The organism is uncultured Brevundimonas sp., assembly GCF_963974615.1.
Lineage (GTDB): Bacteria > Pseudomonadota > Alphaproteobacteria > Caulobacterales > Caulobacteraceae > Brevundimonas.
Genome location: NZ_CAXBDH010000009.1, coordinates 61,268 through 87,021, shown reverse-complemented (window position 1 = coordinate 87,021; position 25,754 = coordinate 61,268). Strand labels below are relative to the sequence as shown.

General features: G+C 66.2%; 21 protein-coding genes and 1 pseudogene. 4 read left to right on the top strand and 18 right to left on the bottom strand.

The genetic code is table 11. The features are described from left to right. Positions 1 to 20 precede the first annotated feature (20 nt). Positions 21 to 716 (top strand): transcriptional repressor LexA, encoded by a 696-nt coding sequence (gene lexA, locus AAC050_RS07770; RefSeq protein ID WP_339914499.1) that lies wholly within the window; start codon positions 21 to 23, stop codon positions 714 to 716. Here the strand turns inward: lexA and AAC050_RS07765 are convergent. After that, a complete protein-coding gene (locus AAC050_RS07765) occupies positions 697 to 2,796 on the bottom strand; it encodes a ComEC/Rec2 family competence protein (protein WP_339914498.1) in 2,100 nt (699 codons plus the stop codon). The two genes, lexA and AAC050_RS07765, sit on opposite strands and share 20 nt — an antisense overlap. Positions 2,797 to 2,875: 79 nt before the next feature. Between AAC050_RS07765 and gltX the strand changes: the two genes are divergently transcribed. The 3 genes from gltX (at position 2,876) to lepB (ending at position 6,572) form a co-directional block, all read left to right on the top strand. Beyond that, positions 2,876 to 4,288 carry a glutamate--tRNA ligase gene (gene gltX, locus AAC050_RS07760; RefSeq protein WP_339914497.1) on the top strand — a complete coding sequence of 471 codons (1,413 nt, stop codon included), beginning with the start codon at positions 2,876 to 2,878 and terminating at the stop codon, positions 4,286 to 4,288. A gap of 63 nt (positions 4,289 to 4,351) precedes the next feature. Then, entirely contained in the window at positions 4,352 to 5,653 is a 1,302-nt protein-coding gene (gene gltA, locus AAC050_RS07755; RefSeq protein WP_339914496.1) for a citrate synthase, read from the top strand. A gap of 130 nt (positions 5,654 to 5,783) precedes the next feature. Further along, complete coding sequence (gene lepB / locus AAC050_RS07750) at positions 5,784 to 6,572, top strand: signal peptidase I (protein WP_339914495.1); 789 nt, start codon at positions 5,784 to 5,786, stop codon at positions 6,570 to 6,572. On the opposite strand, the gene AAC050_RS07745 is transcribed toward lepB, so the two are convergent. The 17 genes and pseudogenes from AAC050_RS07745 to dnaE all read right to left on the bottom strand — a co-directional run bounded on the left by AAC050_RS07745 (position 6,569) and on the right by dnaE (position 25,601). Next, positions 6,569 to 6,898, bottom strand: a complete 330-nt coding sequence (locus tag AAC050_RS07745) for an EF-hand domain-containing protein (RefSeq protein ID WP_339914494.1) — start codon at positions 6,896 to 6,898, stop codon at positions 6,569 to 6,571. The two genes, lepB and AAC050_RS07745, sit on opposite strands and share 4 nt — an antisense overlap. A gap of 119 nt (positions 6,899 to 7,017) precedes the next feature. Beyond that, entirely contained in the window at positions 7,018 to 8,181 is a 1,164-nt protein-coding gene (gene lpxB, locus AAC050_RS07740; RefSeq protein ID WP_339914493.1) for a lipid-A-disaccharide synthase, read from the bottom strand. Beyond that, positions 8,178 to 9,035, bottom strand: a complete 858-nt coding sequence (lpxI, locus tag AAC050_RS07735) for a UDP-2,3-diacylglucosamine diphosphatase LpxI (protein WP_339914492.1) — start codon at positions 9,033 to 9,035, stop codon at positions 8,178 to 8,180. The genes lpxB and lpxI overlap by 4 nt, the downstream gene beginning before the upstream one ends. Then, on the bottom strand, positions 9,032 to 9,817 hold the full coding sequence (gene lpxA, locus AAC050_RS07730; RefSeq protein WP_339914491.1) for an acyl-ACP--UDP-N-acetylglucosamine O-acyltransferase: 786 nt from the start codon (positions 9,815 to 9,817) through the stop codon (positions 9,032 to 9,034). Before lpxA ends, lpxI begins: the two co-directional genes overlap by 4 nt. Beyond that, on the bottom strand, positions 9,814 to 10,278 hold the full coding sequence (gene fabZ, locus AAC050_RS07725) for a 3-hydroxyacyl-ACP dehydratase FabZ (protein ID WP_339914490.1): 465 nt from the start codon (positions 10,276 to 10,278) through the stop codon (positions 9,814 to 9,816). The genes lpxA and fabZ overlap by 4 nt, the downstream gene beginning before the upstream one ends. After that, a complete protein-coding gene (lpxD, locus tag AAC050_RS07720; RefSeq protein WP_339914489.1) occupies positions 10,275 to 11,294 on the bottom strand; it encodes a UDP-3-O-(3-hydroxymyristoyl)glucosamine N-acyltransferase in 1,020 nt (339 codons plus the stop codon). The genes fabZ and lpxD overlap by 4 nt, the downstream gene beginning before the upstream one ends. Before the next feature lie 22 nt (positions 11,295 to 11,316). Next, on the bottom strand, positions 11,317 to 11,904 hold the full coding sequence (locus AAC050_RS07715; RefSeq protein WP_339914488.1) for an OmpH family outer membrane protein: 588 nt from the start codon (positions 11,902 to 11,904) through the stop codon (positions 11,317 to 11,319). Positions 11,905 to 11,940: 36 nt separating this feature from the next. Further along, on the bottom strand, positions 11,941 to 14,352 hold the full coding sequence (gene bamA / locus AAC050_RS07710; RefSeq protein ID WP_339914487.1) for an outer membrane protein assembly factor BamA: 2,412 nt from the start codon (positions 14,350 to 14,352) through the stop codon (positions 11,941 to 11,943). A 29-nt stretch (positions 14,353 to 14,381) separates the two neighbouring features. Then, positions 14,382 to 15,599 (bottom strand): RIP metalloprotease, encoded by a 1,218-nt coding sequence (locus AAC050_RS07705; protein WP_339914486.1) that lies wholly within the window; start codon positions 15,597 to 15,599, stop codon positions 14,382 to 14,384. Positions 15,600 to 15,638: 39 nt separating this feature from the next. Further along, complete coding sequence (gene dxr, locus AAC050_RS07700; RefSeq protein WP_339914485.1) at positions 15,639 to 16,835, bottom strand: 1-deoxy-D-xylulose-5-phosphate reductoisomerase; 1,197 nt, start codon at positions 16,833 to 16,835, stop codon at positions 15,639 to 15,641. Continuing rightward, on the bottom strand, positions 16,832 to 17,650 hold the full coding sequence (locus AAC050_RS07695) for a phosphatidate cytidylyltransferase (protein WP_339914484.1): 819 nt from the start codon (positions 17,648 to 17,650) through the stop codon (positions 16,832 to 16,834). The genes dxr and AAC050_RS07695 overlap by 4 nt, the downstream gene beginning before the upstream one ends. Then, a complete protein-coding gene (uppS, locus tag AAC050_RS07690; protein WP_339914570.1) occupies positions 17,650 to 18,399 on the bottom strand; it encodes a polyprenyl diphosphate synthase in 750 nt (249 codons plus the stop codon). The genes AAC050_RS07695 and uppS overlap by 1 nt, the downstream gene beginning before the upstream one ends. A gap of 53 nt (positions 18,400 to 18,452) precedes the next feature. Next, positions 18,453 to 19,010 carry a ribosome recycling factor gene (gene frr / locus AAC050_RS07685; protein ID WP_339914483.1) on the bottom strand — a complete coding sequence of 186 codons (558 nt, stop codon included), beginning with the start codon at positions 19,008 to 19,010 and terminating at the stop codon, positions 18,453 to 18,455. Positions 19,011 to 19,043: 33 nt separating this feature from the next. Then, the gene (pyrH, locus tag AAC050_RS07680; RefSeq protein ID WP_339914482.1) at positions 19,044 to 19,787 is read right to left on the bottom strand and encodes a UMP kinase; all 744 of its coding nucleotides are present in this window, start codon (positions 19,785 to 19,787) and stop codon (positions 19,044 to 19,046) included. 110 nt (positions 19,788 to 19,897) lie between these two features. Further along, positions 19,898 to 20,842, bottom strand: coding sequence for a translation elongation factor Ts (gene tsf / locus AAC050_RS07675; RefSeq protein WP_339914481.1), 945 nt, complete (start codon positions 20,840 to 20,842; stop codon positions 19,898 to 19,900). 353 nt (positions 20,843 to 21,195) lie between these two features. Then, a pseudogene (rpsB, locus tag AAC050_RS07670) lies at positions 21,196 to 21,978 on the bottom strand (30S ribosomal protein S2); the annotation flags it as partial. Between the two features lie 179 nt (positions 21,979 to 22,157). Continuing rightward, on the bottom strand, positions 22,158 to 25,601 hold the full coding sequence (gene dnaE, locus AAC050_RS07665; protein WP_339914569.1) for a DNA polymerase III subunit alpha: 3,444 nt from the start codon (positions 25,599 to 25,601) through the stop codon (positions 22,158 to 22,160). Positions 25,602 to 25,754: the final 153 nt, after the last annotated feature.

Genomic DNA, 25,754 nt, shown 5'->3' with positions numbered 1-25,754 from the left:
GTTCTGGACGATTCGCCTCCATGCTCACGCGCAAACAGCACGAACTCCTGATGTTCATCCATGAACGCATCAAGGAAACGGGCGTCTCGCCCTCCTTCGACGAGATGAAGGAAGCGCTTGATCTGGCGTCGAAATCCGGCATTCACCGGCTGATAACTGCGCTGGAGGAACGCGGCTTCATCCGCCGCCTGGCCCACCGCGCCCGGGCGCTGGAAGTGGTCAAGATGCCGGAACAGGCCACGACCGGGGCCCCGGTGCGCGGCCGCGCCCCCTTCCGTCCCGACGTCATCGAGGGCGGCGGCCGGCCCCAGTCGCTCGAGGTCGCCAACGACGTCCGCGAACTGTCGCTGATGGGCAAGATCGCCGCCGGCACGCCCATCGCCGCCATCGAGCATGAGACCGCCCGCTATCCGGTGCCCGAATCCCTGCTGGGAGCCGGTGAACACTATCTGCTCGAAATCGAGGGGGACTCGATGATCGAGGCCGGCATCCTCGATGGCGATCTGGTCATCATCAAATCGGTCGATACCGCCTCGTCCGGTGAGATCGTCGTGGCTCTGGTTGAAGGTGAGGAGGCGACCCTCAAGCGCTTGAGAAAGAAGGGCCAGTCCATCGCCCTGGAACCCGCCAACCGCGCCTATGAGACCCGCATCTTCGGTCCCGACCAGGTCGAGGTTCAGGGCAAGCTGGTCGGGCTCATCCGCCGCTATCACTGAAGTCGGGATCCGGCCGCGCGCTCCACGGCCGCCGGCCCCGCACCTGCGCCGACCACACGGCCCGCCAGCGACCGTCTGACGGTGCCCCCTCGCGCCACAGTTCAACCGCGCCACCGCGCCCATAGTCGGTGCCGTCCAGCACCAGCCGCCCGCCGCACGCCGTCGGCAGCCGGGCCGCCACCGCCCGCAGGCTAACCACTTCGGCTGAACGGCACAGGGCTTCCAGCGTCGCTGTATCCGAAGGTCGCCGACCCCAGCTCAGGGCCAGGGGCCCGCTGATCTCCGGGCGGCACGTATAGCGATCGCACTGCCAGCCCTCCTCGGGTCGTTCGACCGGAACCAGCCCGCGCCGCCGCGACCACAGGTCGGTGCCGAACGGACGGATACCGGGTCGCATAATCACCGCGGTTCCGTTCTGTACGAAGGCGGCATTGGTACCCCCGTCGCCGATCCAGATGTCCGGCACCGGGGCCCGCGGCCAAATCAGCACCGCCGAGGCCAGCGGCAGACCCAGCCAGCGCAGCCTCCCGCGCCACAGGCAGATGAACAGCACGCCCAGAAAGGCCACCGGCAGAGCCACGTCCGGCGCACTGGCCACGGTCTGCACGGCCCCCGGCAGGTCTGAAACCCGGGTACCGATCTCCAGCATCAGATCGATGCCCCGGCCCGCGACCCACAGAAAGGGACCACCCAGCCCCAGTGGCTCCAGCACCGCCCCCATGGCCAGGGTCGGCATCATCAGGAAGTCGGCGATCGGCGATGTCAGCAGATTGGCCAGCAGGCCATAGATGGCCGTGCGGTTGAAATGCTGCATGGCAAACGGCCCCGTGGCCATTCCGGCGACCAGACTGGCGGCACAGGCGGCGACGATCCACGACCCCGCCCGCTGGGCCGTCACAATAATCCAGGGTGCCGACAGCTCGCGGATCCGCCGCGGCCAGACCTCGGACAGGGCCACCAGGGCGGCGGTGGCGGCGAACGACATCTGGAACCCGGGCGTGACGATGGCCTCGGGCTGCAGCATCAGCACCACGAAGGCAGCGGCGGCCAGGGCGTTCATGGTGATGGCCTGACGGTCCAGCAGGATGGCGGCAAAGGCGATGGACGCGGTGATCGCCGCCCGCTCGGCCGGCGGCGGGGCCCCGGACACGATCAGATAGGTGCCGACCGCGCACAGACCGGCCACCGCCGCCACCTTCTTGCCCGACACCCGCAACGCCAGCCACGGCCAGGCCGCGACGAGGAGCCGGACCAGAAAGAAGGCGAAGCCGCCGACGATGGCCATGTGCAGACCCGAGATCGACAGGATATGGGCCAGGCCGGAGTCGCGCATCACGTCCAGATCGGCACGCCGGATCCAGGTCTCGTGGCCGGTGGTCATTGCCGCCGCCACCCCACCGGTCCGCTCACCCAGCCGCGCCACGATCCGCTGCGCCAGTCGGTAGCGCATGCCGTTGATCGCCATGGTCAGGCGCAGCCGCCACGGGGCATCGTCCAACCGCGCCGGTCGTGTCTCGCCCAGCCCGAAGGCCACACCACCCAGCCCCTGGAACCAGGCGTTGCGTCCAAAATCATAGGCCCCCGGGCTGACCGGTGCCGGCGGCGGATTGAGGATGGCGAACAGCCGGACGGCCGCCCCCGGTGGTGGCGGCTCGCCCCGAACCGTGGCCCGCATCCGCACCGGTGTCGCATCAGCGGCCAGCCCCCGCACCCGTACGGGGGCGATGACGATCCGGGCTCCGCGCTCGCCGGGACTGTCGACATCGACGACCCAGGCCTCGATCACGGTCGGTTCCGACATGGCCGGCGCGATCGGGGCGGCCACCCGTTCCGTACGTATCCGCGCTGTGGTCAGCCCCAGCGACAGACAGGCCAGCAGCATCAGGGGAACGCTCCAGACCCGCCCCAGACCGACCCGGCGCGCGCCCAGCCACAGGCCCGAGGCTGCGACAGCCAGAACGACCGTCAGCCACAGGACCGGCTCCCGGTGCAGGGTGAAATAGATCGCGCAACCGCCGCCGAAAGCGACCGGGGCCCAGAGTCGCCAACGCTGGGCCTGGGCCTCGACCTGCGCGCTCAACAGCGCGTGAATCCGGGAACCGGCCCTGTGATTTCCGGCTTCCGGCGCTATAAGGACGGCTCTGCTGGATACGCCCTGAATGACCTCTTCCCCTGCCATCGTCACCCGCTTCGCGCCCTCGCCGACCGGCTATCTGCATATAGGCGGCGCGCGCACGGCACTTTTCAACTACCTTTACGCGAAAAGTCGTGGCGGGAAATTTCTTGTGCGTGTGGAAGACACCGACCGCGAGCGTTCGACCGACGCCGCCGTTGAAGCCATTTTCGACGGTCTCAGCTGGCTGGGCCTGTTCCCGGATGAGGACCCCGTATTCCAGTTCAGCCGCGCCGACCGGCACCGCGAAGTGGTGACACAACTGGTCGCAACCGGTCATGCCTACCGCGACTGGACCACGGCCGAAGAGACCGGTGCCCTGCGCGATGCAGCCAAGGCCGAACGCCGCACCTTCGAATCGCCGTGGCGGGATCGCGAAGCGGCCGAAGGCGACCCCGCCCTGCCCCACGTGGTGCGGTTCCGCCGCCCCCTGCCCGGTTCGGTCGCGGTCGAGGACCAGGTTCAGGGTCAGGTGAGCTGGGCCAACAGCGATCTCGACGATCTGGTACTGCTGCGCTCCGACGGTGCACCGACCTACAACCTCGCCGTGGTCGTCGATGACCACGACATGGGCGTGACCCACGTCATTCGCGGCGACGATCACCTGAACAATTCCGCGCGCCAGTCACTGATCTATGACGCGATGGACTGGCCCCGGCCGGTGTTCGCCCATATCCCGCTGATCCACGGTCCCGACGGAGCCAAGCTGTCCAAGCGGCACGGGGCCCAGGCCGTGCATGAATATGCCGAAATGGGCTATCTGCCCGAGGCCATGCGCAACTATCTGACCCGACTGGGCTGGGCCCATGGCGACGACGAACTCTTCAGCGACGCCCAGGCCCTGGAGTGGTTCGACCTGCCCGGCGTCGGCAAGGCCCCGGCCCGTCTGGATTTCGACAAACTGGCCCACGTCAACGCCCACTGGATCCGCCTGGCCGACGACGAGCGACTGGCCAAGCTGACGCTGGATATCCATCTGGCGCGCGACCACGTCCTGTCCGAACACGACGAGGACCGCCTGGTCCGGGCCCTGCCCTTCATCAAGGATCGCGCCAAAACCACGCTTGAATTGGCCGACCAGACTGCCTTCGTGCTGAAGCTCCGGCCGTTGGTGATCGATGACCGCGGCCGGACCCAGCTGGCCGGAGAGGCCGGCGAGCGAATCGGGCGGTTGCGCACCCGGCTGGCCCTGTTCGAAAGCTGGGACGTCTTCGCCCTCGAGGCCGAGCTCAAGGTTTTCGCCGAAGAGGAAGGTGTCGGCTTCGGCAAGATCGGCCCGCCGGCCCGTGCTGCCCTGACCGGCGGCCATTCCGCACCCGACATCGCCAAAATTCTGGCCGCCCTCGGGCGCGAGGAAAGCCTCGGGCGCTTGGATGATGCGTTGCAACACACTATCTGACACTGAACAATTGAATCCGGCGCGCGACACCCCTCGCGAGCCGGACTGCACAAAGGGGCTGCAATGACTGAACAAGCCAAACCCGCGGGAACCGCGACACTCACCTACGGCGACGTGAACGTCGAACTGCCGGTTCTGGCCGGGTCCACCGGTCCCAACGTGATCGACATCCGTAAGCTCTACGGGGCGACCGACGCCTTCACCTATGATCCCGGTTTCACCTCGACGGCGGCCTGCGAAAGTGCCCTGACCTTCATCGACGGCGACAAGGGTACCCTGCTGCACCGCGGCTATCCGATCGACCAGCTGGCGTCACAGTCCAACTTCATCGAGGTCTGCCACCTGCTGCTGCGCGGCGAGCTGCCGACGGCCGCCGAGCTCGAGGCCTTCGAACGCAGCATCACCATGCACACGATGCTGCATTCACAGTTCGACCGCTTCTTCGAGGGCTTCCGTCGCGACGCCCACCCGATGTCGATCATGGTCGGGACCGTGGGGGCACTGTCGGCGTTTTATCACGACAGCCTAGACATCCATGATCCGGTCCAGCGCAACATCTCGGCCATCCGCCTGATCGCCAAAATGCCGACCATCGCCGCGCGGGCCTATAAATATCACGTCGGCCAGCCCTTCGTGTCGCCGCGCAACGACCTCAGCTATGCCGAGAATTTCCTGCGCATGTGCTTCGCCGTTCCGGCCGAGGACTATGTGGTCAATCCGGTACTGGCCAAGGCCATGGACCGCATCTTCATGCTGCACGCCGACCACGAGCAGAACGCCTCGACCTCGACCGTGCGTCTGGCCGGTTCGTCGGGGGCCAACCCGTTCGCCTGTATCGCCGCCGGCATCGCCTGCCTGTGGGGCCCGTCGCACGGCGGGGCCAACGAAGAAGCGCTGAACATGCTGAAAGAGATCGGCACTCCGGACAAGATCCCGGAGTTCATTGAGGGCGTAAAGGCCAAGAAATACAAACTGATGGGCTTCGGCCACCGCGTGTACAAAAACTACGATCCGCGCGCCAAGGTGATGAAGGAATCGGCCGACGAAGTGCTGGCCGCCGTCGGCGACCCCAACGACCCCCTGTTCCAGGTGGCCAAGGAGCTGGAGCGGATCGCGCTGAACGACGAGTATTTCATCGAGCGCAAGCTGTTCCCGAACGTCGACTTCTATTCGGGCATCACCCTGTCGGCGATGGGCTTCCCGACCTCGATGTTCACCGTGCTGTTCTCACTGGCCCGGACCGTCGGCTGGATCGCCCAGTGGCAGGAAATGATCGGCGACCCGACCCAGAAGATCGGCCGCCCGCGCCAGCTCTATACCGGCCCGACCGAACGCGACTACACGCCAATCCAGTCGCGGGGCTGATCAATCCGATCACCCGAATGACCAACCCCGGAGCCCCCCGCTTCGGCGTTGGTCATGTCCGGACACGATTTCCGACTGTCCAGACAGCTCTTCGCTGGCACCGGCCGGCGGACCCCGCTCTGCTGATCCCATGACCCACGCCCCGGAAGCCACTCCACCCGCCGAAACCCCGTCCACCCCACCGTTCCGTAATCTGGTGCAGGAGGTCGTGGAAAACGCGAAGGTGATCGCAATCGGCCTGCTGGCCGCAATCACCTTCCAGACCGTCGCCTTTCAGCCCTTCACCATTCCGTCCTCCTCGATGGAGCCCGGGCTGGTGATCGGCGACTATGTCGTGGTGTCGAAATTCGCCTACGGCTGGAGCCGCGCGTCCCTGCCCTTCAATCCCCCCCTGCCCGATGGTCGCCTGTTCGGTCGTGCCGCCGCGCGCGGCGACGTGGTTGTCTTCCGGCGACCCAGCGATCCGCAGCAAACATGGGTCAAGCGCGTCATCGGCCTGCCCGGCGACCACGTGCAGGTCCTGGGCGGCGTGGTCTCCATCAACGGCCGCGTCATCCCGCGCACGCCGCTGGCGGTCGTTGGGGATCACGACATGCCGTCCCGCCGGGTGCTGGAGGTTCGCGAGACCCTGGCGGACGGGCACGCCTGGGTCACCTATGACGGCGGTTCCGGCTTGCCCGGAGACGACACGGACGTCTTCGTCGTGCCCGCAGGACAGTATTTCATGATGGGCGACAATCGCGACAACTCACTGGACAGCCGCTGGCCGGCCTCGGTCGGCGTCGGCCTGTTGCCGGCAGAGAACATCGTCGGCAAGGCCGAACTGGTGGTCGCATCGTGGAAGCCCGGCGCAGGCCTGTTCAAACCCTGGACCTGGCTCAATCTTCAACCCGGCCGGTTCTTCAGGTCGGTGCGCTAGCGCCGGAACTCGTCGAAGCTGACCACGCCGTCCTGGTTACGGTCGAGGCGATCAAAGGCGGCGCGCGACGCCGGCTGCGACTGCGCCAGCGAAGGCACCGCGACCGCACCCAACGCCAAACCGGCGACGAGGGCCGCCAGCGCGTGCCACCCACGCGTGCGCGCTGAGCGACCATTTCCGCCGATCTCGCACTCCATGAAGGCTCGCATCGCCTCGCTCACCGTCCGTCCCTCGTCCCGGCAGCGGGCCATAAAAGCGGTCTTGGTGGCATGCGGCAGCCGGACCTCGATGGTTTCGCTCTTCTTCAGCGGCTTCAGATGGGTCATCGCGTCAGGTCCCGTTCGGATGGGCCAGTGAAAGACTGGCTCCGGTTCGAACCAAGTATGGCCGTCGCAGGCCGGAGCGCCAACAGCGTACGCGCGGGATGGCACCTTTGTAATCCGGCTCAGGCCCTGCCCGCGATCACCTGCAGCACTGCATCCGCCGCCAGCTCGGACGGGTCGGCCGCATCCCGGCCCATCAAATCCAGCGCCGCCGTCTGCCGCGCGGCCTGATCCGCGCGGGCGGCGGGGTCATCGAGCAATCGTCCGACCGCCGCCGCCAGCTTGTCCGGCGTGGCGTCGTTCTGGATCAGTTCGGGCGCGATCTCCGCGTCGGCGGCGTGGTTGAACAGGGTCGCGTATTTGCCGGTGAAGAACGGCTTCATGATCGCATAGCTGAGCGGGGTAAAGCGGTAGGCGATGACCATCGGGGCCCCGGCCAGGGCCAGTTCGGTCGAGACCGTGCCGCTGGTCGCCAGGGCCACGTCACAGGCGCGCATGGCGTCGTATTTGTCGGCCTCCTGCACCAGATGGGCGCGAAACGGCCAGGCGGCGATACGGGCGGCGACATCATCGGCGACGGTACCCGCCGCCACCACGGCCACCTCCAACCCCGACCGACCGGTCTTCAGCCGTGCCACAGCCTGTTCGAACACCTCCGTCATCCGGTTGATCTCGGACGGCCGACTGCCCGGCAGCACCAGCAGCAGGGGCGCGTCGGCGGCGATCCCGCGCGCCTTCCGGAACCGCGCGCCGTCAGCCCGGCCCATGTCGACGTGCAGGGCCTGGGATCCGACCACGGTGGTCGGCAATCCCTCGCGCTCGAACCACGGGGCGTCAAAGGCATAGAGGGCCAGCAGATGGTCGACGGACGCGGCGAGGGTCTTCGCCCGGCCCGGCCGTGAGGCCCAGACCTGGGGCCCGACATATTTGATCAGCGGCACGCCGGGCAGGACAGTTTTCAACGCCCCGGCCACGCGGATGGTGAAGCCCCAACTGTCGATCAGCACCACGGCGTCCGGACGTTCGCGCAGGGCGTGGGCCACGGTGTCCGTGACCCGCTTGCGGACCAGACCATAGGCCTTCAGTCCCTCGAGCCAGCCCAGGATCGACAGTTCGGCGATGTCGAACGGACTCTCGATCCCCAACGCGGTCATCTTCGGCCCGCCAACCCCGACCAGGGTCAGCCTGTCCCCGAGCCGGGCCTTCAGCGCCACGCCCAGACTTGCGCCCAGCGCATCGCCCGAGGCCTCGGCCGCCACCAGCATGATCTTCAGCGGCCGGGTCACCCCCGGTCCTCGCCCCAGACGAACAGACCCAGCCGATCCGCAGTCTCGATCAGGCGCGGCCGGTCGATCAGGATCAATTTTCCCGCCACCCCGCCGACGCCGGCCAGTCCCGCCGCCGCCGCCAGCTCCAGCGTCCGGACCCCGATCACCGGCATGTCCACGCGCAGATCCTGGATCGGCTTGGGGGCCTTGCCCAGGGCTCCCTGCCGCGCATTGGCCTGTCCTCTCAGATCGGCAGGCAGCCCGGCCACGCGCATCAGCATCGCGTCAGTGCCCTCCTGGGCCTCGACGGCCAGCACCAGACCGTCGCAAACGACCGCCCCTTGGCCGATATCGAGTTCTCCGGCCTTTTCCGCTACGTGTAGAGCTTTCCTGAGGTCTGACATCTGATCCGTTGTCGGGGTAACGGCACCCAGCGCCCCCGCCTGCAGGCTCTCGCCACCCAGAATGTCGTCCGCCCCCTCGACGGCATAGCCCTCGGCCTCGAACACCGACAGGATCTTGCGCAGCAGGGCATCGTCCCCCCGCGTCGCCGCCGCGATGATCCCGGGTAACAGGGTCGCGCCCTTGAGATCAGGCTTCAAAGTCTTGAAATCCGGCCGGTTGACCATGCCCGCGAAACAGACCGAGCGGCATTCCGCCGCCTTCAGAGCCGACAGGATGCGGCCGATCTCGGCCAGACCGGCCTCAACCCCGGGATAGCGGGCCAGATGCGGGTCGGCGAAGCCGTTCAGCCGGACCACAAACACCGGGCGGCCCTCGGCCTCGCAGCGGGCTGCCAGCGCCAGCGGCAAGGCCCCGCCGCCCGCGATCAGGCCAAGACGGCTAACCGGTGCCGGGACCCGGCCGGTCATTCGCCCGGCAGGCACAGCGGACGCCGCGCGTCCTCACGGATGAAAGCGACGATCTCCATGATCTCGGGCAGATCGGCATAGGTGTCGGCTACCCGATCCAGACGCTCGGCGAACACGCCATCGGCCTCAAACAGGTCGCGGAAGGCGGCCAGCAGGCGACGGATCTGGTCCTTGCCGTAGCCCTTGCGCTTCAGTCCCACGAGATTGAGCCCGTGCAACCGCGCATGATTGCCCCAGGCCGAGCCATAGGGGATAACGTCGCGGGTCACCGCGGCCAGACCGCCGATCATGGCCCCCTGCCCGACCCGACCGAACTGGTGGATGGCGCACAGGCCGCCGAGGAAAACCTTGTCCCCGATCTTCGCATGGCCGCCCAGGGTGGCGTTGTTGGCCATGGTCACATGGTCGCCGACCACGGCGTCATGGCCGACATGGGCCCCGGTCATGAACAGGCCGTTGGTGCCGATCCGGGTGACGCCGCCGCCCTGGGGCGTGCCGCGGTTGAAACTGCAATGTTCGCGGATCAGGGCGTCGGCCCCGATTTCCAGCCGTACCGGCTCACCCTTGTAGCCGCCGTGCTGCGGATCGCCGCCGATCACGGCGAACGGATGGATGACGCTACGCGCGCCAACCGTCGTGTCCTGCTGGATCACCACATGGCTGAGCAGATGCACGTCCTCGGCCAGGGTCACGCCCGGGCCGACCAGACACCAGGGACCGATCTTCACCCCATCGGCCAGAATCGCCGAGGCGTCGACGATGGCGGTCGGATGGATGGTCACGGCTCAGCCACGGTGACGACCATCGCAGCAAAATCGGCCTCGGCGGTCAGTTTTCCATCGACGAAGGTCTCGCCGCGGAATTTGAAGATGTCGCCGCGCTGACGCGTGACCACCACCTTCATCCGCAGCTGGTCGCCCGGCCGCACCGGCTTGCGAAAGCGCACGCCGTCGATCGACATGAACATGATGACCTTGCCCTCGACCGCCACATCCAGCGTCTTGGACATCAGCAGCGCGCCGGTCTGGGCCATGGCCTCAACGATCATCACCCCGGGCATGACCGGATCAATCGGGAAATGCCCCGGAAAGTAGGGCTCGTTGTGGGTGACGTTCTTGATGCCGGTAATCGAGGTATTGGCGACGAAATCCTCGGCCTTGTCGATCAGCAGAAAGGGATAGCGGTGCGGCAGGCGCCGCATGACTTCGGCATAGTCGATCGAGATAGGGGTTTCTTCGGTCATTCCGCCTGGTCCTTTGGCGCGGGACTCGCCTTGCGCGATACCTGTCTGGCGAGCCAGACCGCCTCGCGCAAGGACTGGCGGATCGGTTTCGCCGGATATCCGGACCAGGTCTCGCCCGCCGGGATGTCAGCCAGGACCCCGGCTCCCCCGGCCACGCGTGCACCGTCACCGATACGGATGTGGTCACCGATCCCGGCCTTGCCGCCGAACATCACATTGTCCCCGACCGTCACCGAGCCGGAAATGCCCGTGTGCGCGGCCATCAGGCAGTTGCGGCCGATCACGCAATTATGGCCGATCATCACCAGATTATCGATCTTGGTGTTCTCGCCGATGACGGTGTCGTCATAGGCCCCGCGGTCGATACAGGTATTGGCCCCAACACTGACCCCGTCCTGCAGGATGACCCGACCCAGCTGGGGCACATCGACCGGTCCGGCGCTGGACCCGGCCGCGCCGAAGCCCGGCTCGCCGATCCGCGCTCCGGCCATGATGCGGACCCGGTCACCGATCAGGGCGAAGCCGATCGTGGCATTGGATCCGATCTGGCAGTTGCGACCGATCTGGACCCCGGGGCCGACGACCGTATTGGCTCCGATCCGGGTGCCGCGGCCGATGCTGACGCCCTGGCCCAGCACCACGCCGGGCTCGACGATGACATCATCGTCCTCGAGCAGGGCCCGGGGACCGGCCCCGATACCGATCGGACTATGAAGAAGCAGAGAGGCGCGCGCCCAGGCCGCCTGGGGCTCGGGCGAGATGATCACGGCTGTACTGGCCGGAACATGGTCCACCGCGGCGGCCGGCACGATCACGCAACCGGCAGCCGTGGCTTTCAGGGCCTCAAGGAATTTCCGGTCCGCCAGAAAGGCGAGATCGGAGCCGCCGGCCGCGGCCAGAGGGGCCACGGCCTGCAGCAGAGCGTCACCGCCACGTGCGACGGTTGCCCCGATCCGGTCGCCCAGCCGGGCGACCGTCAGGGCAGGCATGGCTTCAAAGAAGCGCGGGTCGGGCATCACAGGGCGCCCGCACCGGGCTCTATTGGGCCGGCTGCTGGACCGGCACCGGCAGGCGGTTGAATCGCAGCGTCGGCAGGGCTGTGTTGAGACGCTGGATCACCTGGTCGGTGATATCCATGGCCGGGTTCATGATGAACACGCTTTCACGGCTCAGCAGCAGGCCACAACCACGCTCCTGGTACAAAGCCACCATGATAGGTTCGATCGCAACCGACATCAGGCGACGTTGTTCCGCCTGGGTATAGCGAAGCTCGGCCTCGCGAGTCTGCTCGAGCTGCTGCGCTTCCTGGATACGCTGCTGCAGGGCCTGGCTGCGCTGATTACGCTCGGCCTCGGACAGACTGGCACCGGCCTGCTGCAGGGCCGTGATTTCAGCCTGGATCGAGGTTCCGTAAGGCGCGAGTTCAGCCTCGGCCTCCTGGGACAGCTGCATCATCCGGGCCTGGACGGCCTGGCCGACGGTGGACTGTGCCTGGGCACGTTGGTTGAAATAGACGCAGACGCCGGGAATCACGGGACCCGGATTGGCCGGGCCGGCGCTCTGGGCGACAGCGGCGGAAGCGGTGAGCGAAGCGAGGGCGAAAGCGCCGATAGCGAACAGTTTCATCTGAGGCCTTACTAAAGCGAACGGACTGAGCCGTGGTTAGAACTGGGTCGAGGTCGAAAAGCGGAAAGTCTCGGTCTTGTCGTAATCTTCCCGGCTGAGAATATGGCTGAGATCGAAGCGGATCGGTCCCATCGGTGATTTCCAGTGGATACTCACACCAGCCGAGGCCCGAAGTGCCAGGTCATCAACGATGCGCGATGACGGTGTGCCGTCCGGATTGATGGAATAGCGATTATCCAGCAGGCCCAGGGTACCGACATCGGCGAAAAGCGAGGTGCGGATACCGTATTGTTCCGGCAGGAAGTTGGGCACGGTGAGCTCGACCGTGCCGATCATGTAGAAATTGCCCCCGAGGGCATCCGTCGTGTTCAGATCCCGTGGGCCCATACCCGCCGTCTTGAAGCCGCGGAAGCTGTTACCGCCCTTGAAGAAGCGGTCGTTGATCCGGATCGGATCACCGGCCCAGCCCGAGACATAACCGGTCGAAGCCTGGGCCGTAACGACCCAGTCCGGCGTGATGCCGTAATAGGCCGAAACGTCGGCCTCGGTCTTCACATAGTTCACGTCACCGCCGATACCGGCGAAATCCTGCCGCAGCGACCCCGACCAGCCCCGCGTCGGACGCACGGGGTCATTGGTGCGGTTGACCAGCAAGGTATAGCCGGCCGAGGAGTTGATGTACGATCCGACCTGATCACAGAGAGCCGACGATCCCGTTCCGGCACAAAAGCCTGTCGGAACAATAATTTCATCAGCTTTAATGAAGTATCGCGTGCTGAACAACGTATAGGCGTTCAGCGGATAGGTCATCCGCAGGCCTGCGCCGGTCGAACGGTAGTCATAGGATGAATATTTGCTGAGATCATAGCGCGAGTGGAAGGCATCAAAGCCGGCGCGCAGATCACGACCGAGGAATTTGGGTTCGGTGAAGCGGAAGTCGACCTGCTGCCGCAGGGAGCCCCACTCGACCCGGCCCACCACATTCTGGCCGCGGCCACGGAAATTCCTCTGGGTGACACCCAGGTTGACCACAAAGGAGTCGACCGAACTGAATCCGGCTCCGACCGAGAGCTCGCCGGTCGGCTGCTCCTCGACGGTGACGTTGACGACGGAGCGATCCGCCTCGGAACCGCGCACCTCCTCGACCGTCACGTCCTTGAAGAAGCCGAGGCCCCGCAGATTGTTGCGCGACCGTTCCAGCAGGGTGCGATTGAAGGCATCCCCCTCGGTCAGGGCCAGCTCACGGCGGATGACCGGATCGATGGTCTGGGTATTGCCGAGAACATTGATACGCTCGACATAGACGCGCTGACCTTCGGACACGTGGAAGGTCACATCCACCGTGTCCGTATCCGGATTGGTCTGGTAGCTGGGATTGATCTCGACAAAGGCGTAGCCGGCGGATCCCGCGGCAAAGGTCAGGGCATCGACCGCCGTCTCGATCTTGTCGCTCTCATAGAGGTCGCCGGTATGGATCGGCACCAGCAGCTTCAGGAAGTCGCCGTTCAGACGGTCGCTGTCGGTGACGACCTTGACCTCGCCGAAATTGTAGCGATCACCCTCGTCAACAGACATGGTCACGCCAAAGGCGCTGTCGTCCGGGGCCAGTTCGGCCACCGAGGACAGGACGCGGAAATCATAATAGCCGCGGTTGGTATAGAATTTCCGCAGCTGCTCGCGATCGTATTCGAGCCGGTTCGGATCGTAGTTGTCGTTGGTATTGAAGAAATTCCACCAGACCGACTGCCGGGTCACCATGACCTCGCGCAGGTCATTGTCGGAAAAGGCGCGGTTGCCGAGGAAGGTAATGGCCCGGATACCGGTGACCGGCCCCTCATTGATCTCGAACACGACATCGACCCGGTTCTGCTCGAGCTGAACCAGTTTGGGCGTCACCGTCGCCGAGATCCGGCCCGACAGGCGATAGAGCTCGACCAGCTTGCCGACGTCTTCCTGGATTCTGGCGCGCGTATAGATACCGCGCGGCTGGATGGTGACCTCGTCGCGCAACTTCTTTTCAGCGAAGGCGCTGTTTCCCTCGAACACCACCTGGTTGATGATCGGGTTTTCGACGATCTCGACCACCAGATCGCCGTTCTGGGCCACGCCGAGCTGAACGTCGGCGAACAGGCCTGTGCGGTTCAGTGTCCGGACGGCGACGTCCAGCATCACCGGATCGACGGCATCACCGGGCTGGATCGGCAGATAGGACAGGACGGTCGACTGATCGATACGCTGGTTGCCGCGCACGATGATGCGGTTGATCACCGCCCGCTCTTCCGGGGCGGGGGCTCCGGCAGCCGGGGCAACCTCGGGCTCGGTCTGGGCCAGCGCAGGCCCGCCAAGGCCCGCCGCCACGGCCAGGGCGGCCAGGCTGGGAGCCCAGCGTCGAGAGCTCAGAACACGAGCACCCAGGCGGGAAACGAGGTTTGCATCTTTTCGGATCATACGGGAAACCATCGGGGGCTGGCGTTGGCTCATGAGGCGAGCCCGCCGAGGAATTTGAACAGGCTCAGCTTTTGCAAGTCGTTCCACGTTGCGAACAACATCAAACCTACCAGCAAAGCAAGGCCGACTCGGTACCCGACCTCCTGAACGTTGGCGGGGACTGGCCTGCGGGCAACAGCTTCATAGCCGTAAAACAGCAGGTGGCCACCATCGAGCACGGGGATCGGCAACAGATTTAGAAAGCCAATTCCGATCGAAACTATGGCGGCGAACTGAATGAGCATCAGACTGACGTTGGCCAGCTGCAATCCGCGGTCGGTCGTGGCCGCCGCCGCACGTTTGGTGACGCCTCCGGCCGCCTTGGCGATGCCGAGTGGTCCGCTCAGCAGATCGCCGGACTCCTTGCCGGTAACGATTCGTCCCAGATAGGTCAGGGTCGTACCCAGGATGTCACCGGTCTGCATAACCGCCTGACCCAGCGCCTTATGGGGCGGATAGTGGATATAGGCGACCTCGCCCGGCCGAGGGTTCCAGCCCAGCCCCAGATAGCCGACACGCACCGGGCCCGAGATCGGATCGTCACGAACAGTGCGCACCGGGGTCGCGGTCAGAGTGATTTCATGCCCGTTGCGCAGGACCACGAAGTCCAGTGGAGAGCCAGAGCTGAGAGCCACGAACTGACCGACGTCGCGGAAGTCGCTGATCTCTCGACCCCCGACCTTGATCACCCGGTCATCAACCTGGAACCCGGCCCGGGATGCCGCGCTGTCGGGAAAAACCTCGGCGACGCGGGCGGGAACGACGCTGACTCCCAGGGCGCTGAACAGGACGGTGAAGATGGTGATCGCCAGCACGAAATTGGCAAACGGTCCCGCCGCGGTGATCAGGGCGCGCTGCCAAATCGGCTTGAAATAGAAATAGGCCTTTTCGGCCCCGGCTCCCTGTTCGGCCACGATCTCCTGGCGCAGGTCGTCAAGACCAGCCTGGTCCGGCACTGCGGAACTGTCGAGGTCACCCGAGAATTTCACGTAACCGCCCAGCGGCAGCCAGCCCAGACGCCATTCGATCCCGTGCCGGTCCGTCCGGCTGAGCACGGCGCGGCCGAACCCGATCGAGAACCGGTCGACCTTCACCTTGAAGGCCCGGGCCACCAGAAAATGGCCGAGCTCGTGGATGGTGACGACGATCGTCAGCACCAGCAGAAACGGCACGACATAGATCAGCACCTGACCCAGCACATTCAGCATCGCAATGGTGTCTCCCGTTCCGTAGCCGCAGTCTGAGGATCAGGCCGCCCTGGCGAGCCTGCCGATGATAGTCTCCGCGACCCGCCGCGCCTCGGCATCCACGGCCAGGGCCGCGTCGCAGGCATTGTCGGATCCGGAACCCACCCCCGAGTTCGTCACGCCATCAAGGGTGTCGGCGATGACTGCGGCAATATTGAGAAAGGCCAGACGTCGGTCAAGAAAGGCCATGGCCGCGACCTCGTTGGCGGCGTTGAAAATCGTCGGCGCACCATCCCCGGCCTGCAGCGCCTGCCGGGCCAGATCCAGGGCCGGAAAACGCACCGGATCGGGGGCCTCGAAGGTCAGACGTCCCAGGGCCGCGAGATCCAGTCGCGGGGCCGGCCAGGCCAGCCGGTCAGGCCAGGCCAGGGCGCAGGCGATCGGTGTCTTCATCTCCGGCGGACCCAGCTGCGCCAGGGTCGAGCCGTCGATATATTCGACCAGGCTGTGAACGATCGATTCCGGGTGAACGACCACATCGATGCGATCGGACGGCATGTCGAACAGATAGGCCGCCTCGATGACCTCCAGCCCCTTGTTGGCCATGGTCGCGCTGTCGACCGAAATCTTGGAGCCCATGCTCCAGTTCGGGTGGGCGATGGCCTGCTCGGGCGTGATTCTGGCCATCTGCGCCCGGGTCAGAGTGCGGAACGGGCCCCCGGATGCTGTCAGGATCAGCCGGGCCACGCGCTCGGGGGCCCCGGCCGGAAATACCTGGAAGATGGCGGAATGTTCCGAATCCACCGGAATCAACTGCCCGCCGGAACGCCGAACACGCTCGATCAGGGCCGAACCACAGCAGACCAGACTCTCCTTGTTGGCCAGGGCCAGGGTCGCTCCGGTACCCGCCGCCGCCCAGGCCGAGCGCAGCCCGGCCGCACCGACGATCGAGGCCATGACCCAGTCGACCGGCCGCTGCGCCGCCTCGACCACTGCCGCATCGCCCGCCGCAGTGGCGATGCCGGTGCCCGCCAGGGCGTCGTTCAGATCTGCCAGGCGTTCGGGATAGGCTGTGATCGCCAGGGCCGGACGCCAGCGTCGGGCCTGTTCCGCCAAACGCCCGATATTGGCTCCACCGGTCAGCACCTCGACCTCGAAGCGTCCGCTCCCGGTGGTCTCGGCCGCGTCCATCAACGCGAGCGTCGAGGTACCGACCGACCCCGTCGACCCCAGGATACTGACACGCCGGCGGATCATCCCGCCCGCTCCAGCAAGATCACGATCAGTCGGCCCGCGGCGATCACCACCACGGCGAACATCAGCCCGTCGACCCGATCCAGCAGCCCGCCGTGTCCGGGGATCAATGTCCCGGCGTCCTTGACCCCGAACCGCCGCTTCAACGCCGATTCCCACAGGTCGCCCGCCATGGTGGCCAGGGCCGCGGCCAGGCCGAGCACGCCGCCCCAGAAGGCGGTCAATATCCCCATATCGAGCCATGCCGCCATCACGGCACCGGCGATCGTGCCGGCCATCAGGCCGCCGACAAACCCGGACCAGGTCTTGTTGGGTGAAAATCTCGGCCACAGCTTGGGTCCGCCGATCAGACTGCCGACGAAATAGGCCATGATGTCGGACGACCAGGCCACAGCGAAGACCAGCACGGTCCAGTACAGTCCCACGGTCGGACCCAGATCCCGCAACCAGATCAGCAGCACGATGGGCCAGCCCAGGTAGAGAACCCCATAGGCGGCGTCCAGCGCCTCCTCGCCTCGGCTGCGCGCGAACAGGGCCGCCGCGAACGAGCCGAACACCAGCATCAGCAGGGCCAGGGACAGCTGTCCGGCAAAGGCGGTGACGGCGGCGGCCACGAGGCCGAAGGCGACGGCTCCGGCCATCACCCGCCAGGTCCGGGCCGCGCTCATCGCCGCCCATTCGACGGCCAGCAGACCGGAGGCCAGCAACATCAGGCCCAGAAACCAGATTCCGCCGGCCCAGGTCGCGAGCACGGCCGCGGGCCCCAGAACAAAGGCCGAGGCGGCCCTGATACCGATGTCACCGACCTTGACTGCCATCAGCCGACCACCCGAGCCGTTGCACTCTCCACCCCGCCGAACCGGCGGTCGCGATTGCGATACTGGGTCACGACATCCGCCAGTGCCTCGGGACCATAGTCCGGCCAGAGCACGTTCTGATAGATCAGCTCGGCATAGGCCGCCTCCCACAGCAGGAAATTGGACAGGCGTTGCTCGCCGGAGGTGCGGACGATGACATCGACCGGCGGCGCACCGACGGTCGACAGGCCCGCCCCCAGGATGTCCTCGGTCAGGGCCTCGCCGGTCTCGCCGGCAAGGACGCGATCCAGATGTTTCCGGGCCGCATCGACGATGTCGGCACGACCGCCATAGTTGAAGGCGACCTGCAGCAGGAAACGGTCATTATGGGCTGTCGTCTGCTCGGCGCGCTCGACGATCGCGGCGATATCGTCCGGCAGACCGGTACGGCGACCCAGCACCCGCAGGCGAACCCCCGCCCGCTCGAGCCGCTTCAGGTCATTGGCCACATAGGTGCGCACCAGCCCCATCAGGTCCGAGACTTCCTCGGCCGGGCGGCTCCAGTTCTCGGTCGAGAAGCCGAACACGGTCAGACACTCGATACCGAAGTCGGGGGCCGCCTGGATGGTTCGCTTGAGCGCCCTGACGCCTTCCCGGTGTCCCATGGTGCGGGGCAGACCGCGCTGTTGGGCCCAACGACCGTTTCCATCCATGATCAGGGCGACATGCCGCGGCCCGCCCGGGATCGACCCGTCGGCAACACGCGGCATGGTCGTCGGTTCGACCGTCATGGCGGATGATTGTTCCAATCTGTCGTGCGCCGTCAGACCTGCATGATCTCGACTTCCTTGACCCTCAAGGCTTCATCGATCCGCTTGATGGCGGCGTCCGTGTCCTTCTGGACCTCTGTTTCCAGTCTTTTCTGATCGTCCTGGCTGATCTCACCGGCCTTTTCGGCCTTCTTGAGGTCATCGTTGGCATCGCGTCGCACATTGCGCACGGAAATCTTCTGCTGTTCGGAATATTTCCCGGCCAGTTTCGCCAGTTCCTTGCGGCGCTCCTCGGTCAGGGGCGGCACCGGAATGCGCAGGGTCTGGCCGTCCACGATCGGGTTCAGGCCCAGGCTGGCCGACCGGATGGCCTTCTCGACCGCTGCCACCATGGTCTTGTCCCAGACATTGACCGAAATCATGCGCGGCTCGGGCACGCTGATCGCTGCCACGGCGTTCAGCGGCGAGGTCGAGCCGTAGGCCTGCACCTGCACCGGATCCAGCAGGCCGACGTTGGCGCGGCCGGTGCGCAGGCCCGCAAACTCTTCCTTCAGGGCCACGACGGCCTTCTCCATACGGTCGCGGTAGGTCTTGAGGTCGGGTTGAGCCATGGTGGTTTCTCCGGAATGTCGTGAGCCAGCCGGTCAGGCGGCGGTTTTGTCGTCGCTGATAACGGTGAAGACGCCCTTGCCGTTCAGTGTCTTGTGAAGCGACCCTTCGGTGCGGATCGAAAACACCACGATCGGGATACCGCTTTCGCGCATCAGGGCGATGGCGGCGGCGTCCATGACCCGCAGGTTCTGCGACAGCACGTCCTGATAGGTCAGGCGGTCATAGCGGGTCGCCGACTTGTCCTTCTTGGGATCCGCCGAATAGACGCCGTCGACGCTGGTGCCTTTCAGCAGGGCGTCGCAGCCCATTTCCGCGGCCCGCAGGGCGGCGGCGGTATCGGTGGTGAAATAGGGGTTGCCGGTGCCCGCGGCGAAGATCACCACCCGCCCCTTCTCGAGGTGCCGTACTGCGCGGCGACGGATGTAGGGCTCGGCAATGGCTGCCATCGGGATGGCGCTCTGCACCCGGGTGTCGACGCCGATCTTTTCCAGCGCGTTCTGCATGGCCAGGGCGTTCATCACCGTCGCCAGCATGCCCATATAGTCGGCGCTGGCGCGCTCCATGCCCTTGGCTGCCGTCGACAGGCCCCGGAAGATATTACCGCCGCCGATGACGAGCGCGATCTGGGTCCCGTCCTTGACCGCCTTGGCAATCGACTGGGCCACCAGATCGACCGTATTCATGTCGATACCATAGCCCTGCTCGCCCATCAGCACCTCGCCGGACACCTTCAGCAGCACCTTCTTGTATTTCGGCGGAGAGCTGGCTGCGGGCATGGCGGAACTTTCAGCGGGCTGGGCGTTCAGGGATTCGACGCATCATAGACGAAGGGCGCGCCGGCCTTCAAAGCCGAACGCGCCCGGATAGTCACGTCTTTTGGTCTGATTTAGGCCTGACCACCGGTCATCGAGGCCACTTCGGACGCAAAATCGGGTCCTTCGACCTTTTCCACGCCCTCACCCAGGGCCAGGCGGACGAAGCCGGCCAGGTGCAGGCCGGGCGCGCCCAGTTCCTTGCCGGCGTCAGCGACCAGCTGCTCGATGGTCACGTCCGGGTTCATCACGAACGGCTGCTTGGACAGCACCACGTCCTTCTGGAATTTGGCGATCTGACCCGAGACGATCTTGTCGATCATGGCTTCGGGCTTGCCCTCTTCCTTGGCCTTTTCGGTCAGGACAGCGCGTTCCTTCTCGATCGCGGCCGGGTCCAGGTCGTCGGTGTTCAGTGACAGCGGCGCGGTGGCGGCGACGTGCATGGCGATCTTGCGACCCAGTTCACGCAGCTTGTCCTTGTCGCCACCGCCGTGCAGCGCGACCAGCACGCCGATGCGGCCCAGACCCGGGGTCACGGCATTGTGGACGTAGGACGCGACCACACCCTCGTCGACCGACAGGCGGGCGGCGCGGCGCAGCTGCATGTTCTCGCCGATGGTGGCGATCATGCTGGTCACTTCATCCTGGACCGACTTGCCGGCTTCCAGCTCGGCACCGTGCAGGCCTTCCAGCGTGGCGTGCTCAAGGCCCAGCTGGGCGAATTTCTTGGCCGCGTTCTGGAACAGGTCGTTGCGGGCGACGAAATCGGTTTCCGAGTTGAACTCGATGGCGGCACCGACTTCACCGGCTCCGACCTCCTTGGAGGCCACGGCCACCAGGCCCTCGGCGGCGACGCGGTCGGCCTTCTTGGCGGCCTTGGACAGACCCTTGGCACGCAGCCAGTCGATCGAGGCGGAAATGTCGCCGTCGTTCTCGAGAAGGGCCTTCTTGCAATCCATCATGCCGACGCCGGACTTGGCGCGAAGTTCCATGACGAGGGCGGCGGTGATCTCGGCCATTTTGGGCTCCTGAGTATTTGTATGCGGGAACGGCCGGACCCGTTGAGGCCCGGCCGCATAGTCATTTTGCCGGCGGTAGAATGCGGGGCTGTTTAGGCCTTCGCGTCCTCGGCCTTGGCCGGCTCTTCAGTCGTCTCGGCGGCGGCCGGAGCTTCGGTCGCCTCAGCGTCCACCTTGGCCTTGGTTTTGGCCTTGGCGGGTTTTTCGGCCGCAGCTTTTTCAGCAGCAGGCTTTTCAGCCGCCGGCTTCTCGGCCGCAGGCTTCTTGGCAGCAGGTTTTTCAGTCGCAGGCTTTTCGGCAGCCGGAGCTTCCGCAGCAGCGATCATTTCCTCAGCCACGGCTTCCGTACCGGCCGGAGCGGCGTCAGCGGCGACCGGGGCGGCAGCCTCGGCCAGCATCGGCTCGACCGGCGCTTCCGACGCACCCAGATCCACGCCCTGCTGCGAGGCACCGGCGGCCAGACCGTCGAGGACGGCGTCGGCGATCAGGTCGCAATAGGTCTGGATGGCGCGCGCGGCGTCATCGTTGCCCGGGATCGGATAGGTGATGCCGTCCGGATCGGAGTTGGTGTCGAGGATGGCAATGATCGGGATGTTCAGCTTGCGGGCCTCAAGGATGGCGATCGCCTCCTTGTTGGTGTCGATCACGAACATGATATCCGGCACGGAGCCCATGTCCTTGATGCCGCCGAGGCTCAGCTCGAGCTTGTCGCGCTCGCGCTCGAGGTTCAGCAGTTCCTTCTTGACCCGGCCTTCGCCGCCCGACTCCAGCAGGCCGTCCAGCTCGCGCAGGCGGGCGATCGAGCCCGACACGGTGCGCCAGTTGGTCAGGGTGCCGCCGAGCCAGCGGTTGTTCATATAGTATTGGGCGCAGCGGGTTGCGGCCTCGGCGACCGGGCCGGCGGCCTGGCGCTTGGTGCCGACGAACAGGACGCGACCGCCCTTGGCCGCGACTTCACGCACGGCGACCAGCGCCTGGTGCATCAGCGGCATCGACTGCGACAGATCGATGATGTGGATGTTCGAGCGCGATCCGAAGATGTAGCGCTCCATCTTCGGGTTCCACCGGTGCGTCTGGTGGCCGAAGTGCGCGCCGGCTTCGAGCAGGGTACGCATGGAGAATTCTGGCAGAGCCATGTTTGGAAGTCCTTTTTCCGATCAACCTTGCGCAGGCGGTGAAAGAGCCGGATGGCTCCTCGGAACGGCACGGAACGGGATGTCTCCCCGAACCCCACCACGCCTGCGTGAGAAGTGCCGCGGCTTCTAGTCGGGATCGGCCCGAAAGGCAAGGACCCAAGGCTGGAACCGGGTCAGCGTCAGGCGTCTTCCAGCATCAACACGCCCGGGGCCGACTTCAGCGCCCCGCGCAGGGCCCCGTCGAGCCGGTAGCGACCGGGCAGCTTGAGCTCGACCTCACGCCGCCCCTCCAGCGAGGCGACCAGCGAAACCTCGCCCCCCTTCCCGGACGCCCTGGCCCGGTCCAGCCGCGCCTTCAGCGCCACCGGGTCCGCGCCCCGGGCCGAGACATGGATGCGCAGGCCGATACTGGTGTCGTCCAGCAGGGTGTCGAGCCGTGACGCGTCGTCGCCGAAGAAGCGCACTTCGCCGTCGGCGCTCTTGGCCCGCACCCGCACCAGCACCGAGGCCCCGACCTCCAGCACCTCGCGACAGCGCCGCAACTGCTCCGGCGGGAACAGACATTCGAATTCGCCGGTCGGGTCCGAAAAGGTGACGAAGGCGAATTTCTCACCCGAGCGCTGGCTGGCCCGTTCCTGACGGCGACGCACGACCCCGGCCATCATGAAGGCCTCATGGCCGCTCTCGGCCAGCTGCGCCGCCTCGGCCACGAAGGTGACCCGCTTGCGCTTCAGCGCCGGGGTCATGTCCTCCAGCGGGTGGCCGGACAGATAGAAGCCGACCGCCGACAATTCGTGATCCAGTTTCTCGGGACCGACCCACGGCTCACGGGTCTTCAGCCGCGGCCGCCCGGCCCCGACCTGGTCACCGCCGAACAGATTGACCTGGGCCGAGGCCCGCTCGGCCGCCACGCTCTGGCAATAGGCCATCAGCACATCGGCCTGTTCGAACAGCTGGCCGCGGTTGGGGTGGATACTGTCGAAGGCCCCGGCCTTGGCCAGTCCCTCCAGCGCCCGCTTGTTGACCGCGCGCGGATCGACCCGCTCCAGGAAGTCAAAGATATCGGCGAACCGCCCGCCCGTCTCGCGCTCCTCGACCACATGGCGCATGGCCTCGAGCCCGACATTGCGAATGGCCCCCAGCGCATAGAGAACCGCGCCGGTACCGTCCTCGTAGGCCACGTCGAAATCGGCCGAGGAGGCGTTGACGTCAGGAGCCCGCACCGGCACCTCGAATTTGCGCGCGTCCTGATAGAACACCGCCAGCTTGTCGGTGTTCGACAGGTCCAGGCTCATCGAGGCGGCGAAGAATTCGACCGGGTGGTTCGCCTTCAACCAGCCGGTTTGATAGCTGATCATCGCATAGGCGGCGGCGTGCGACTTGTTGAAGCCGTAGCCGGCGAATTTGGCCACCAGTTCGAAGATGAAGTCGGCCTGGGCCTCGGGGACGTCCTTCTCGGCCGCGCCCTTGAGGAAGCGGGCCTTCTGGAAGTCCATCTCCTCCTTTTTCTTCTTGCCCATGGCCCGGCGCAGCAGGTCGGCCTCGCCGAGGCTGTAGCCGGCCAGGATCTGGGCGATCTGCATCACCTGTTCCTGGTAGATGATGACGCCGTAGGTCTCCTTCAGCACGCCGGCCAGTGACGGGTGCAGGGTGTCGACCTCGGCGCGGCCGAATTTGCGGTCGATATAGACGTCGATGTTCTCCATCGGCCCGGGCCGGTAGAGCGAGATCAGGGCGGTGATCTCCTCGATCGCGCCACAGCGCATCTTGCGCAGGGTGTCGCGCATGCCCTGCGATTCCAGCTGGAACACCCCGACCGTCTGCCCCGAGGCCATCAGCTCATAGGTGCGGGCGTCGTCCAGCGGCAGCAGGTTGAAGTCCTGATCGGCCCCGCGCCGCTTCAGATAGCCCGACGCCCGGTCCAGCACCGTCAGCGTCTTCAGACCGAGGAAGTCGAATTTCACCAGCCCGGCGGCCTCGACCCATTTCATGTTGAACTGGGTGGCCGGGATGTCCGAGCGCGGGTCCTGGTACAGCGGCGTCAGCTCGACCAGCGGCCGGTCGCCGATGACAATGCCGGCGGCGTGGGTCGAGGCATTGCGGTACAGCCCCTCCAGCTCCAGCGCCGTCTCCAGCAGGGTGGCCACGGCCTTGTCGTCGTCGCGCGCCTCGCGCAGGCGCGGCTCCAGCGCGATGGCCTGGGCCAGGGTCACCGGATTGGCCGGATTGGCCGGGATCATCTTGGCCAGACGGTCGACCTGGCCCAGCGGCATCTGCAGCACCCGGCCAGTGTCACGCAGCACCGCCCGCGCCTGCAGGGTACCGAAGGTGATGATCTGGGCCACCCGGTCACGGCCATAGCGCTGCTGGACGTAGTCGATCACCTCCTCGCGCCGCTCCTGGCAGAAGTCGATGTCGAAGTCGGGCATGGAGACCCGCTCGGGATTGAGGAAGCGCTCGAACAGCAGGCCGAACCGCAGCGGGTCCAGATCGGTGATGGTCAGCACCCAGGCGACCAGCGACCCGGCCCCGGAGCCCCGCCCCGGCCCCACCGGAATGCCGTGCGACTTGGCCCATTTGATGAAGTCTGACACGATCAGGAAATAGCCGGGGAAGCCCATCTGCTGGATGATGGACACCTCCCACTCCAGCCGGGTCCAGTAGTCCTCTTCCGGGAAGGCCGGGGTCACGGTCTTCAGCCGCGCCTTCAGTCCCTCACGCGCCTGCCAGGCCAGTTCGTCGGCCTCGGAACGGCCGTCACCGGTGTCGAAACTGGGCAGGATCGGGGCCCGCGTCTGGACCATGAAGGCACAGCGACGGGCGATGTCGATGGTGTTGTCACAGGCCTCGGGCAGGTCGGCGAACAGGGTCCGCATCGCCTCGGCCGTCTTGAACCAGTGTTCGCCGGTGATGCGGCGGCGATCCTCCTGACCGGTGAAGGCCCCGTCGGCGATACACAGCAGGGCGTCGTGCGACTTGGCCTGGGCGGCCCGGGCATAGTGGACGTCATTGGTCGCCACCAGCGGCACATCGACCCCATAGGCCCAGTCGACCAGCCCGCGTTCCGCCGCGCCCTCGCTGGGCAGGCCGTGGCGCTGCAGCTCGACATAGAAACGGTCACCGAAGACCGCCTGCATCTCGGCCAGGGCCGCCCCGGCCTCGGCCGCCTTGCCCTGCACGAACAACGGGTCGACCGGTCCGTCCGGTCCGCCGGACAGCAGCAGCAGTCCCTCGGCCTTCTCCACCACCATCGTCCAGGGCACGCCCGGCTCGGGCAGTTCAGCCGACTCGAGAAACGCCGCCGACGACAGGGCGCACAGGTTCAGCCAGCCCTGTTCGTTCTGGCAGATCAGCACCACGGTCGGGGTCTTGGCCCAGCGGTCGGCGATCTTGCCGCCGAGACCCAGCACCGGCAGGGCGCAGGCGATTAGCGGCTGCACCCCGGCGTCACGCGCCGCCTGACTGAATTCCAGCGCCCCGAACAGATTGGCCCGGTCGGCCACGGCCACCGCCGGCATGCCGTTATCGGCCGCCATCCGCCCGACCTTGCCCGCCTTGATCGCGCCTTCCAGCAGCGAATAGGCCGACCGCACGCGCAGATGCACGAAACCGTCGGCGCTCAGCGGAGCTTCGGGGGATACCGGGTCGGCCAAATCAAACTCCGCTCATCCCCGCGACGACGGGGACACCATGGCTTGGCCGCAAACGCGACCGCCACCGACTATGCAGGGATTCTGGCCGTCACCCGCGCCTTCGTGGCGAATTCCGGCCCCCGC

Bases quoted from the DNA above. Each gene is read 5' to 3' on its own strand.
- lexA (WP_339914499.1), top strand. From the start codon at position 21: ATGCTCACGCGCAAACAGCACGAACTCCTGATGTTCATCCATGAACGC.
- gltX (WP_339914497.1), top strand. From the start codon at position 2,876: ATGACCTCTTCCCCTGCCATCGTCACCCGCTTCGCGCCCTCGCCGACC.
- gltA (WP_339914496.1), top strand. From the start codon at position 4,352: ATGACTGAACAAGCCAAACCCGCGGGAACCGCGACACTCACCTACGGC.
- lepB (WP_339914495.1), top strand. From the start codon at position 5,784: ATGACCCACGCCCCGGAAGCCACTCCACCCGCCGAAACCCCGTCCACC.
- AAC050_RS07745 (WP_339914494.1), bottom strand. From the start codon at position 6,898: ATGACCCATCTGAAGCCGCTGAAGAAGAGCGAAACCATCGAGGTCCGG.
- lpxI (WP_339914492.1), bottom strand. From the start codon at position 9,035: ATGACCGGCCGGGTCCCGGCACCGGTTAGCCGTCTTGGCCTGATCGCG.
- fabZ (WP_339914490.1), bottom strand. From the start codon at position 10,278: ATGACCGAAGAAACCCCTATCTCGATCGACTATGCCGAAGTCATGCGG.
- lpxD (WP_339914489.1), bottom strand. From the start codon at position 11,294: ATGCCCGACCCGCGCTTCTTTGAAGCCATGCCTGCCCTGACGGTCGCC.
- AAC050_RS07715 (WP_339914488.1), bottom strand. From the start codon at position 11,904: ATGAAACTGTTCGCTATCGGCGCTTTCGCCCTCGCTTCGCTCACCGCT.
- bamA (WP_339914487.1), bottom strand. From the start codon at position 14,352: ATGATCCGAAAAGATGCAAACCTCGTTTCCCGCCTGGGTGCTCGTGTT.
- AAC050_RS07705 (WP_339914486.1), bottom strand. From the start codon at position 15,599: ATGCTGAATGTGCTGGGTCAGGTGCTGATCTATGTCGTGCCGTTTCTG.
- dxr (WP_339914485.1), bottom strand. From the start codon at position 16,835: ATGATCCGCCGGCGTGTCAGTATCCTGGGGTCGACGGGGTCGGTCGGT.
- AAC050_RS07695 (WP_339914484.1), bottom strand. From the start codon at position 17,650: ATGGCAGTCAAGGTCGGTGACATCGGTATCAGGGCCGCCTCGGCCTTT.
- uppS (WP_339914570.1), bottom strand. From the start codon at position 18,399: ATGCCGCGTGTTGCCGACGGGTCGATCCCGGGCGGGCCGCGGCATGTC.
- frr (WP_339914483.1), bottom strand. From the start codon at position 19,010: ATGGCTCAACCCGACCTCAAGACCTACCGCGACCGTATGGAGAAGGCC.
- pyrH (WP_339914482.1), bottom strand. From the start codon at position 19,787: ATGCCCGCAGCCAGCTCTCCGCCGAAATACAAGAAGGTGCTGCTGAAG.
- tsf (WP_339914481.1), bottom strand. From the start codon at position 20,842: ATGGCCGAGATCACCGCCGCCCTCGTCATGGAACTTCGCGCCAAGTCC.